This window comes from Bordetella genomosp. 4 (assembly GCF_002261185.1).
GTDB lineage: Bacteria > Pseudomonadota > Gammaproteobacteria > Burkholderiales > Burkholderiaceae_B > Bordetella_A.
Genome location: NZ_NEVQ01000021.1, coordinates 26,602 through 38,673 on the forward strand (window position 1 = coordinate 26,602; position 12,072 = coordinate 38,673).

Annotated in this window: 10 protein-coding genes; 4 read left to right on the forward strand and 6 right to left on the reverse strand. The window is 59.2% G+C overall.

Annotated features, from left to right (window positions below; genetic code table 11):
- Positions 1–256 precede the first annotated feature (256 nt).
- From CAL20_RS20375 to CAL20_RS20390, 4 genes are all read left to right on the forward strand, one after another.
- Complete coding sequence (locus CAL20_RS20375; protein WP_094838813.1) at positions 257–2,158, forward strand: copper resistance system multicopper oxidase; 1,902 nt, start codon at positions 257–259, stop codon at positions 2,156–2,158.
- A gap of 25 nt (positions 2,159–2,183) precedes the next feature.
- Positions 2,184–3,083, forward strand: a complete 900-nt coding sequence (locus tag CAL20_RS20380; RefSeq protein WP_094838814.1) for a copper resistance protein B — start codon at positions 2,184–2,186, stop codon at positions 3,081–3,083.
- Positions 3,084–3,111: 28 nt separating this feature from the next.
- Positions 3,112–3,498, forward strand: coding sequence for a copper homeostasis periplasmic binding protein CopC (copC, locus tag CAL20_RS20385; protein ID WP_094838815.1), 387 nt, complete (start codon positions 3,112–3,114; stop codon positions 3,496–3,498).
- Positions 3,499–3,574: 76 nt separating this feature from the next.
- Positions 3,575–4,504, forward strand: a complete 930-nt coding sequence (locus CAL20_RS20390) for a YihY/virulence factor BrkB family protein (RefSeq protein ID WP_094838816.1) — start codon at positions 3,575–3,577, stop codon at positions 4,502–4,504.
- A gap of 7 nt (positions 4,505–4,511) precedes the next feature.
- Here the strand turns inward: CAL20_RS20390 and CAL20_RS20395 are convergent, their stop codons facing one another.
- From CAL20_RS20395 to CAL20_RS20420, 6 genes are all read right to left on the reverse strand, one after another.
- The gene (locus tag CAL20_RS20395) at positions 4,512–5,588 is read right to left on the reverse strand and encodes an Ldh family oxidoreductase (RefSeq protein WP_094838817.1); all 1,077 of its coding nucleotides are present in this window, start codon (positions 5,586–5,588) and stop codon (positions 4,512–4,514) included.
- A gap of 16 nt (positions 5,589–5,604) precedes the next feature.
- Positions 5,605–7,137, reverse strand: coding sequence for a mannitol dehydrogenase family protein (locus CAL20_RS20400; RefSeq protein ID WP_094838818.1), 1,533 nt, complete (start codon positions 7,135–7,137; stop codon positions 5,605–5,607).
- Complete coding sequence (manD, locus tag CAL20_RS20405) at positions 7,137–8,348, reverse strand: D-mannonate dehydratase ManD (RefSeq protein ID WP_094838819.1); 1,212 nt, start codon at positions 8,346–8,348, stop codon at positions 7,137–7,139. Before manD ends, CAL20_RS20400 begins: the two co-directional genes overlap by 1 nt.
- Before the next feature lie 66 nt (positions 8,349–8,414).
- Entirely contained in the window at positions 8,415–9,974 is a 1,560-nt protein-coding gene (locus tag CAL20_RS20410; RefSeq protein WP_256981662.1) for a UxaA family hydrolase, read from the reverse strand.
- Positions 9,971–11,377, reverse strand: coding sequence for a TRAP transporter large permease (locus CAL20_RS20415; RefSeq protein ID WP_094822915.1), 1,407 nt, complete (start codon positions 11,375–11,377; stop codon positions 9,971–9,973). Before CAL20_RS20415 ends, CAL20_RS20410 begins: the two co-directional genes overlap by 4 nt.
- 22 nt (positions 11,378–11,399) lie before the next feature.
- Entirely contained in the window at positions 11,400–12,035 is a 636-nt protein-coding gene (locus tag CAL20_RS20420; protein ID WP_094822916.1) for a TRAP transporter small permease, read from the reverse strand.
- Positions 12,036–12,072 lie beyond the last annotated feature (37 nt).

Below are 12,072 nucleotides of genomic sequence, written 5' to 3' on the forward strand. Positions count from 1 at the left end.
TGCTTATCCCTCGTGGTATTCCGGTGACGACGGCTGTCATACATGAAGATGCGACGCTCGACAGACCACCATCGTGCAATTTACCCACCGCCACCTGCCATCAACATTACCGGAACATTACATAAATGTAATGCGCGGGTCATTTAACGGAAAGTGGCGGATCCGTATTCTGCCCATAACACGTCAAAACAAGCGATTCCATGCCCGCAGGGATCTGTGCCGACGCTTTTCATTGATCCTCTGAGGAAATCTTTCTATGCCACGTCGATCATCGTTTATCTTGCCTCCCTTTGGACTGAGCCGCCGGCGCTTTGTGCAGGGGTTGGCAGCGGGTGGCGTATTGACCAGCCTGTCTATTCCGGCAATGCGGGCGATGGCTCAGGAAGCGAGGACCAGCCATGGCGCACCGCCGATTCTACGCGGCAACGAGTTCGACTTGGTGGTCGCCGAAACGCCGGTGAACTTCACCGGCAAGCCCGGCGTCGCGACGACGATCAACGGCTCGCTGCCGGCTCCTACGCTGCGCTGGCGCGAGGGGGAGACAGTCACAATCCGTGTGACCAACGGGCTGCGCGAGTCGACCTCGATCCATTGGCACGGAATCATTCTGCCCTACCAGATGGATGGCGTGCCCGGCATCAGTTTTGCGGGTATTGCACCAGGAGCAACATTCACCTATCGGTTCAAAGTCCAACAAAGCGGATCCTACTGGTACCACTCGCACTCGGGCATGCAGGAACTGACCGGCATGTACGGCGCCATCATCATCGACCCTGCTGGCGCCGAGACCATCAAGGCAGATCGGGACCATGTGCTGGTCTTTACCGACTGGACCGATGAAGATCCGATGCGAGTATTCGGCAAGCTCAAATCACAGAGCGACTACTACAACTATCACCAGCCTACGGTGCTTGATTTCTTTCGCGATGCGGCACAGGACGGCTTCGGCGCGGCATTCGACAAGCGCAAGATGTGGAATGAGATGCGCATGAGCCCGACCGACCTGGCCGATCTGTCTGCGCAAACGCTGACTTACCTGGCCAACGGCGTCACGCCAGCTGGCAACTGGACGGCGCTTTTTCGTCCTGGTGAACGCGTGCGATTGCGTATGGTCAACGGCGGCGGCAACACCTTCTATGACGTGCGCATTCCCGGCTTGAAGCTGCGGGTCGTGCAGGTCGATGGCGTGGATGTCGAACCTGTGACCGTAGACGAATTTCGTTTTGGTCCGGGAGAGACGATCGATGTGATCGTCGAACCTCGTGATGATGCATACACGATCTTTGCCCAATCGATGGACCGTTCAGGATACGCGCGCGCAACGCTGGCCGTACGGGAAGGACTGCAGGCAGCCGTACCTGCAGTCGATCCGGCTGAGTGGTTGAGCATGGCGGACATGATGGGGGCTATGGATCATGGGGCCATGGGACATGGATCGATGGACCATGGTTCGATGACTGGTATGGCTGATACGACCGAAATGACGGGCATGACTGGAATGACAGGCATGACCGGAATGAGCCCTGAGCCGATGACCAGCATGAATCATGGCGCGATGACGGGGATGAATCATGGCGCCATGGCGATGGATCACAGTCAGCACACCGCTGCAGTGGCGGGCCTGAACGCGCCGTCAACGACGGCGCGCCACGCTCGCACCGAATACGGACCCAGCACGGATATGCGCGTCGACATGGCCCGCACCAATCTTGACGATCCTGGCATAGGGCTGCGCAACAACGGACGGCGGGTACTGACGCTCGCGGATTTACACACGCCTTCGGGCCCGATGGATGCGCGCGGACCGGGACGGGAAGTCGAGTTGCATCTGACGGGCAATATGGAGCGTTACACCTGGTCCTTTGACGGATTGGAATTCAGCAAATCCACGCCGATCCATTTCCGCCATAACGAACGTCTACGGGTGATCTTGCATAACGACACCATGATGACTCATCCGATGCATCTGCATGGTATGTGGAGCGAACTCGAAAGCCCGGACGGAAAGTTCCTGGCACGCCGCCACACCCTGCCCGTGCAACCCGCGCAGCGGGTGAGCTTCCTGGTGACGGCCGATGCACTTGGCCGCTGGGCGTGGCACTGCCATCTGATGTTCCACATGGATGCGGGGATGTTCCGCGAGGTCGTGGTGTCTTGAGCCAGTGCAGAAAAAGGAAACGTTGATGTCGAAACTAGCACCTATCAGAGCACTGGCCATGGCTGTTGCTTCGCTGACGAGCATTGCGGTACAGGCGGCAGACCCGCACGCAGGCCACGGCACCGAACAGAATGCAGCAGCATCCGAGCCGTCAATGGATCACGGCGATATGAAAATGCAGGGTGGCTCGGCGCCACCGGACGCACGCGATCCGAATGCATACTCCAATGGTTTGAAGCTGGGCGAAGGCGACTATGCAGTGCCGGGTGTTCCGAAGCTCATGCTACACGGAGAACACCGTTTCATGTCACTGCGCGCCGATACCTTTGAACGCCGCTTTGCCCGCAAGGGCGCCGACAGCACGGCCTATTCTCTGCAGGGTTGGTATGGCACCACGTACGACCGGCTGGTGATGAAGGCCGAAGGCGACTGGGCCGAGGGAAAGCTGCAAGAGTCCCGGACCGAGCTGCTGTGGGGCCACGCGATTTCTTCGTACTGGGACAGCCAATTGGGTGTGCGCCTGGACGCTGGCGAAGGCCCTAATCGGGAGTGGCTGGCATTTGGCATACAGGGGCTGGCGCCGTATTGGTTTGAGGTCGATGCCACGGCCTACGTGGGCAGCGCCGGCCGCACCGCGCTGCGTCTCGAGGCGAGCTATGAAATGCTCCTCACCCAACGGCTGATTCTGGAACCCAAGGTCGAGATGCAGCTCTTTGGTAAAGACGACCCCGCCCGCCAAATCGGCAGCGGCTTGTCCGAAGGCTCTGTCGGGTTGCGCCTGCGCTACGAACTGCATCGGCAGTTCGCACCATACATAGGGATAGAACAGGCCGCGACTTTTGGAAAGACTGCCGATTACGTGCGCGCCGAGGGCGAACGAACGACACAGACTCGTTTCGTGGCAGGCGTGCGCTTCTGGTTTTGACTTCAACCTCAATACAACGGGAGTTTCCATGTATCTTTCACGTGTTACAGCAAAGTTCGCGATGGCAGCCGCGAGCACACTATTTGCCACCGCTGCGCTTGCGCAGCCCGATCTGTTGTCCTCTACGCCAACAGACAAATCAACAGGCGCGGCACCGGCCGCCATTGAGCTGAAGTTCTCCGAACCCCTGACGACGCAGTCGTCGGCGGCAAGCTTGACCATGACGAGCATGCCGGGCATGGCAGACCATGGCGAAATGAAAATGAAAATCAGCGTGGCTGGCGCAGGAGACGGCAAGACGATGGTCATCACACCGGCCAGTAAATTGACCGCAGGCACGTATCGAGTGGACTGGCGTGCAGTCTCTTCGGATGCTCGCCCTGCCGTGGGAAAAATTACTTTTCAAGTGCAGTGATCGGCGCCGGGGGTTTGTAACATCATAGGAACGCCCCCTACAATGCGGGGACTCTGACTGCATTCCGCCGCACGCCATGCCCATTCCTGCCCGTCTGCTGAAAGTACTGCGTCCCTCGGAAATCTATGGATTGCTTGTCGAATCGGGCAAGCAATGGTCCAAACACCGCGCATCGAGCAAGGGCGCTGCGCTATCGCTGTACATGGTGTTTTCGCTGGCGCCGATGTTGATTCTGGTCATTGCAGTGGCGGGCGTGTTCTTCGGCGAAGAAGCCGTACGCTCGGAGCTCTTTGGCCAAGTGCATGACATTATTGGCGCACGTGGGGCCGAGGTAGTGCAAACCGTACTGGCCAGCGCCCACGAGTCTGGAGGAGGCTGGATCGCGGCTTTGCTGTCCATTGCAATTCTCGTATTCAGCGCGACGACTGCGTTTGCGGAATTGCAGGCGAGCCTGGACGAGCTGTGGGACGCGACCAAGAACCGTAAATCGGGCCTGCAAGGCATGGTTCGCAGCCGGATGGTGTCGTTTGGACTGGTGCTGGTGTTGGCGATGTTCCTGCTGCTGTCGTTGATGATGAACGCGGCGCTGGGCGGTGCCAAGGCGTATTACGGGGATCTGTGGACAAACTCGGTTTTCGCGACGGTGGCTGAATGGATGTCGAATCTGTTCTCTTTTGCAGTGGTGACGGCACTGTTCGCTGTGGTGTACAAGCTGCTGCCCAGCATCAATATCCCCTGGCGCGACGTCATCCCCGGTGCGATTGTGACCGCAGCCCTGTTTCTGGTCGGTAAATGGGGCATAGGCCTTTATCTGAGCCGTGGCGGCGCAGTGTCTGCGTATGGCGCTGCGGGCTCGATGATTGCACTGTTGTTGTGGATTTATTATTCCGCGCAGATTTTCTTTTTTGGCGCGGTGTTTACGCGCCAATTTGCAGAACGGTTTGGCAGCAGGCAGGCCGAGGAAATGATAGCCAAGGCCTCAGGCGACGACCCCGGCACGGTGTAGTCGATAGTCAGGCCGTGTCAATGACTGAGGGTAGCTGCAGATGCAACCGCTCGCTCCATTGCGTAAATTCCCGCCATAGCCCCGGCTCGATGGGAATGCCATCATGCAGACGCTGTGTTTGGGCTGACTGTTCGGGGTCGCCAGGCATACGTGGCTGGCCCGGTTGCGCTGCGAGTTCTTGCGCCATTTGGGCAACGACAGCACCCAACATAGGGCCGCCTGCGAAACGTGCAGGGTCTATCACGATAAAGAAAGCCCCTAATCGGCGAGCCACGTCCAACTGTTCGTACATCGGAGAGATATGCGGGCCGAATGGATTGCCGTTCAATGGTCCACACAGCAGTTCGATCATCAGCGCGAGGCCGTAGCCCTTGTAGCCTTGTTGGGGGCCGCCCAGAGGACGCAATGCACGGGCTAATTGAGGGTCGGTGGCCTCGTTTCCGTCTACATCAAAGGCCACACCTGGCGGGAGTTCATGGCCCTCGCGACGGGCGTTCATCACGCGGTTCCAGGGAATGGCGGTCGAGGCCATGTCCAAGCAGACCGGAGCAGCATTATCGCGAGGTACCGCCACGGAAATGGGATTAGTGCCTAAAAACGGGGCATAGCCGCCAAAAGGCGCTGCGATGGAATCGGAGTGCGTAGACGCAAGGCCGATCAGGCCCGCCTCGGCCGCGGCTCGGCTGTAGAGACCAACTGCGCCGCAATGAGATGAGTCACTGACGCCTACCGCAGCGATGCCGGTTTCTCGTGCCAGGTCCATGGCTAATGCATTGGCACGATGCGCGACGACAATACCCAAACCCTGGCCGCCATGCACCTGTGCCGTGGCGGGGCCGCTCTGCACGACACGGATGTCAGGGCGTGGCAGAATCGAGCCATGTGCCAGGCGATTCAGATAATGCGGCAGGCGCGCGATACCGTGAGAATCTATACCCCATAGGCTGGTCTGGACCAGGCTATCCGCCACGCAGGCCGCGTCGGTCTCGGAAACGTCCATGGCCAGCAAACAATCTCGCCCCCACTCCCGCAGCGCGGCGGCGCCGCAGTGACGCAATAAAGTTGATGTGTCGTCCGTAGTCATATCCACGCTCATTCCATCAGAAAAGACGGACCGCCGCGCCGGCCGCGGCGCGCACGCCCTGCTGTCTCAACACCGTCGCATGGCGCGCCACCTCGATAATGAGTTCCTCGCATCCGGCGAGATCGCCAAATACCGGCGCATAGCTGATCAATGCACGCGCGCGCTGAATATCATCGATGTCGCTGCCCTGCCCTACAGCGGCGAGACGAGCCTGGAATGCCTCTGCCAACGGATCCTGTATCGGGTAGGTTTTGCCCTGCTCGTCATGCCCCCGCAGATAATGCATCCAACCCGCCAATGCCAACGCCAGTCGTTGGTAACCGGCCCCTGCACGCATACGGTCGCGCACTGTGCCCAGCAAGCGCTGCGGCAGTTTTTGAGAACCGTCCATGGCGATCTGCTGGGTGCGATGTGGTAACGCAGCGTTGGAAAAGCGAGTCAAAAGACGCTTGCGTAACGCCGCGAGATCGACGCCGGGTACGGACTGCAGTGTGGGGGCAATTTCCTCTCTGATCAGGGCATCGAGATAATCATGCAATGCAGGATTCGCCATCGCCTGGCTGACCGTGTCCAGCCCTGCGGAAGCCGCCAGATAGGCCAGCGCGGAATGGGGGCCGTTGACCATGCGCAATTTCAGATGCTCGAACGGGGCGGCGTGTTCGACAAAGCGCGCGCCGCCGGGCTGGTCCCACGCAGGGCGGCCGTTGACGAATCTATCCTCGATGATCCATTCAAGAAACGGTTCTCCGACCACAGGCCAGGCATCGACCGCCCCCAACCGTGCGGCGATCCGCTGACGGTCGGCATCGGTCGTGCGCGGCACGATGCGATCCACCATGGAATTGGGAAAGGTGCAATGCGCGGCGATCCATTCCGCCAGACCAGGATCGCGCAAGCCTGCGAATTCCAGCACCAAGCCGCGTAGCGTATCGCCGTTGGATGGCAGGTTATCGCATGAGAGCAAGGTAACCGGAGGCAAACCGACATCGCGACGGCGTGCAAGACCATGCACCAGCATGCCGATGGCGCTGCGTGGCGTGTCGCTGTCTACCAGGTCGTGAGCGATATCGGGATCGTCGCGATGTAAACGTCCCGTGGCGGGCTCGTGACAATAGCCCTTTTCCGTCACAGTCAGGCTGACGATACGGGTATCGGGATGCGCAATCTGCGCCAGCACGGCACCAGGGTCCTCGGTTGCCACCAACACCCTCAGAACCGAACCTACTACCGACAAGGTCTCGCGCGCTGCGCCGCTACCATCCGTGTCGCGCAGCGACAGCGTATACAAGCTGTCTTGCGGCAACAAAGCGTCGCGCGTATCGGGACTGCGCAACGATACGCCAATAATTCCCCAGCGCAGATCACCGGTGGCCGAGAGCGCCATATCAGTGACAGGGGCCTGGTGGGCGCGGTGAAACGCGCCAATACCCAGGTGGACAATACCTGGCCGCAACTGTGCGCGCTCGTAACCCGGACGCTCAACATCAACGGGTAATTGAGCCAAGCTACCGGGACCCAGCCGCCGAGTCTCAGCGTTGAAAGACTTCATCACCAGTTCCACAACGTACCATCGTGCGCCTGACGATTCACCGGCAGATACGCACGCTGATATGGATATTTTGCCGCCAGCTTTTCATCGATATCTACACCATGCCCTGGCGCATCGCCGGGATACATCATGCCGTCGGCAAAAGAATACGCATGGGGAAACACCGCATCCGTCTCGTCGGTGTGACGCATGTATTCCTGGATCCCGAAATTGGGCACCCACAGATCAAAATGCAGCGCGGCGCCCATGCAGGCCGGCGACAAGTCTGTCGCGCCATGGCACCCGGTGCGCACCTGATACAGCGATGCGAGATCAGCGATCCGGCGTAGATGCGTAATGCCTCCTGCGTGGACTACGGTGGTGCGGATATAGTCGATCAATTGATTCTGGATAAGGTCTTTGCAGTCCCATACTGTGTTGAATATCTCGCCCACCGCCAATGGCGTCATCGTATGCTGGCGGATCAATCGGAACGCTTCCTGATTCTCGGCCGGCGTGGCGTCCTCCATCCAGAACAGCCGGTAGGGCTCCAGCGATTTACCCAAGCGCCCTGCCTCGATTGGCGTCAGACGATGATGGACATCGTGCAGCAGATGTGTATCCCAGCCCACGGCATCGCGCACGCGCTCAAACAGTTTCGGCGCATGGTCCAGATATTTTTCGGTGGACCAGTCATGCTCGGATGGCAGGTCTGCATCGGCAGGCTCGTAAAACATGCGGCCACGGCCTACACCGTAGACGGAATTCAGGCCCGGCACGCCGCTTTGCGCGCGGATGGCGCGGTAGCCCATATCGCGATAGCGCAATACCTCGTCGACCGTTTCGTCGATATCGCGGCCATTGGCGTGGCCGTAGACCATGACCCCGGTGCGGCTCTTGCCGCCCAGCAATTGATAGAGCGGCATGCCGGCAGCCTTGGCTTTGATATCCCACAACGCGGTATCGACTGCAGCGATGGCCGACATGGTCACCGGTCCACGCCGCCAGTAGGCGCCGCGATACAGGAACTGCCAGATGTCCTCGATCTGATGCGCATCACGACCGATCAAGCAAGGGATGACGTGATCGGTCAGGTAGCTCGCCACCGCCAATTCGCGGCCATTCAGCGTCGCATCACCGATGCCGGTGAGACCCTCGTCGGTCTCTATTTTCAGGGTAACGAAGTTGCGTCCGGGACTGCACACGATGACACGTGCGTTGCTGATCTTCATCCGAAGCTCCGAGAAATGGGAATCCGCGCGCATCAAGGCGCGGCACAATCAAATCGACCGGGATCGCTACATCACTGCGCCTAATTGCCAGGGCACAAATTCGTTCTGTCCGTAGCCGTGGATCTCACTTTTGCTGCGCCGTCCTGAGGCTGTGTTCAGCATCAACTGAAAAATCCTTTCGCCCATGGCTTGCACATCGCTATCGCCGTCGACGATTTCGCCACAGTTGATGTCGATGTCGTCCTCCTGCCGCCGCCACAATTCGGTATTGGTCGAGAGCTTTAATGAGGGCGACGGTGCACAGCCGTAGGCCGAGCCGCGACCTGTCGTGAAGCAGATCAGGTTCGCGCCACCTGCGACTTGCCCAGTTGCAGACACGGGGTCGTAGCCGGGCGTGTCCATAAAGACCAACCCACGCGCCGTGACGGACTGCGCGTACTCATAGACGTCTACCAGATTGGTCGTGCCGCTCTTGGCTATTGCGCCCAGAGATTTCTCCAGGATGGTCGTCAAGCCGCCGGCCTTGTTGCCCGCCGAGGGGTTGTTATCCATCTCGGCATCGTTACGAGAGCAGTAGTCTTCCCACCAGCGCAGTCTTGCGAGCAGCTTGTCGGCCACAGCGGCCGACACGGCGCGGCGCGTCAGCAGATGTTCACCCCCATAAATTTCTGGGGTCTCTGACAGGATGGCAGAACCGCCGTGACGCACCAACAGGTCCACTGCTGCGCCGAGCGCTGGGTTTGCACTGATTCCCGAATAGCCGTCCGACCCGCCGCACTGCAGCCCTACGGTCAGGTGACTGGCCGACACGGGCTGACGTTGCACGCGATTCGTTTCCTCCAGCATCTGTTCGATCAACTCGATGCCGCGAGCCACCGTCCGGCGCGTACCGCCAGTGCCCTGGATGCTGAAGGTATGCAGCCGCCCGCTTTCCCGCAGGTGTTCTTGTTCCATCAGGCCTTCGATCTGGTTGGTTTCACAGCCGAGACCCACCACCATCAGCGCACCGAAATTGGCGTGACGCGCATAACCGCCCAAGGTACGGCGCAGTACCCGTAAAGGTTCTCCATCGCTGCCCGTCGCACATCCCGCGCCATGCGTCAACGCCACGACGCCATCGACGTTGGGATAGGCGGACAAGGCCTCGGGATGAATGTCGCGCCGAAAATGATCAGCGATGGCGCGCGCCACCGTGGCAGAGCAATTCACCGACGTCAGCACACCGATATAGTTGCGCGTGGCCACGCGACCATCAGCACGCACAATGCCTTCAAACGTCGCAGGCTTCGCGACATAGTCCGTCGCATGGGCATCTTGACCTACGGCATAGTCGCGCTCGAAATCGGAGAACACCAGATTATGCGTATGCACGTGCTGGCCCGGCGCGATGTCTTGCCGCGCGATGCCGATGACCTGGTTATAGCGGCGTACGGGCTGCCCCGCAGCTATCGCGCGCACTGCGACCTTGTGGCCGGGCGGAATCAGCCCGGCCACGGTGACGCCCTCTGTCGGCAACACCGTGCCGCCTACCAATTGGCGGCGCGCAATCACGACATTATCAGCGGCATGGATACGAATGACGGGAATATCGCCGGCCCGCGCGCCGGCTTGTATTGTTTGACTCACTTACCACCTCCGACCAGGTCGGGCAACCACATGCTGACACTGGGAATATAAGTAATAACGATCAGGGCGATGAACAGCGGCACGAGCCAGGGCAAGATTGCCATCGTGGTGCGCTCAACGGACAGCTTGGACACCCTCGCCAAGACAAACAACACCATCCCCAATGGAGGATGCAACAACCCTATCATCAGGTTCAGCGTCATCACCAAGCCGAAGTGAATCGGATCGATGCCCAGCTTCAATACCAAGGGCAGCAGAATCGGCACCAGAATAGTGATCGCCGCGATGGTATCGATGAAGCATCCGACCACCAGGATCAGCAGGTTCGCCAACAGCAGGAATACCCATTTGTTATGGGTCACCGCCAGAATGGCGTCGGTCAATGTCTGCGCGGCCTGAGTCGTGGTCAACAGCCAGGCGAACACCGAAGCCGCCGTCACGATGAACAACACCGATGCCGTAGTTTCAATGGTATCGAAGGTAGCCTTGGCCAAGGTACGCAAGGTCATCGAGCGATAGCGCACCAAGCCCAGGAACAAGGCCCATATCACGGCGGCCACGGCGGCCTCGGTGGGCGTGAACCATCCCATCGTCATGCCGCCTATCAAAATGACCGGCGCCATCAATGCCATCACGGCAGAAAAATCAAAGTACCAATCGACGGCCAGCAAGGCGGCAAAGGCAATCAACGTGGCGGTATTGGCGGACACGCCAAATTGGGTCATTACCCAGATACTGAACGGGAATGCCAACACCACCAACACCTCGAGGGACGCGCCAGCAAGCCGTTTCCAGTCAAAGGCCACGTCGCCGCCCCAATTGTTCTTACGGGCGAAATACGCAACGGTGAACATCATCAGCAGCGTCAACACGACACCGGGGACAATGCCTGCGAGAAACAACGAGCCAATAGACACGTTGGCCATCATGCCGTAGATCACGAATGGCAAGGACGGCGGCAAGATCGGACCCAACGTCGCCGAGGCAGCGGTCACGCCTACCGCAAACTCCGTCTCATAGCCATGGTCCTTCATGGCCTTGATCTCGATGGTGCCCAGTCCTGCAGCATCGGCGATCGCGGTGCCCGACATGCCAGCAAACACCACCGAGCCGATGATATTCACTTGCCCCAATCCGCCGCGCATCCACCCTACCAACGCCACGGCAAAGTTATAAATGCGGCCCGTAATCCCGGCGATATTCATCAAGTTGCCGGCGAGGATAAAAAACGGCACTGCCAGCAACGGAAACGACTCGACGCCAGCGATCATGCGCTGCGCGATCACCACGTCGGGCACGCTGCCCGACCACAACAGAAACAATAAGGACGCGCCCGCCATAGACACGGCCACCGGCACACCAAAGATCATCAACAACAGAAAGGTTCCGATCAGAATTCCCATACTGGCTCCTTTGCGCGTCAGGTCAGTCCAGACTTTGATAAGCGGCGGGATTATCCAGAGAGGAATATCCCTGGCGCCAGTTCTGCACGCTGACCTGTATGGAGCGCACAAACATCATCACGAAACCGGCCTCTGCCAGCCAGTACACATAGCTCTTGTTCCACATGATCGTGGTCATGGGTTCTACCCCCACGAGTTCGATGTAGCGATACACCAGCCACACGGCGTAGCCGAAGAACACCGTACGCACGATGTCGATCACCGTGGACAACGCCCGCGCCACCCCTTTAGGCAAGTAGCGATAGAGAAAATCGACCTGAATATGGCGGCAGGCGCGCACGCACATGGCCGACCCAATAAAAACAACGCCGATCAACGCATAGACAGCGAGCTCTTCGGTCCACGCGAAGGAATCGTTCATCACGTAACGCGTAAAGAACTGCAGAAAAACCAGGCATCCCATGATCCAGAACAGGACCAGACAGAGCCAGTCTTCGAACGCGTAATGCGAGAGATCGACCTTTTGGTTCTGGTCGGCTTCTTCGAAGCTGTGGACAATCGATTCAACGGACGATTCGTGCTGTGCCGTCGCAGCACGTTGGCCGTCGTTGCGGTATTGAGCCATGGCGCTCGGCCCGGCTCCAGTATTGACGTGCATGTTTTCCCTCTGCTGGTTATGTACCGTGGCGTGTACC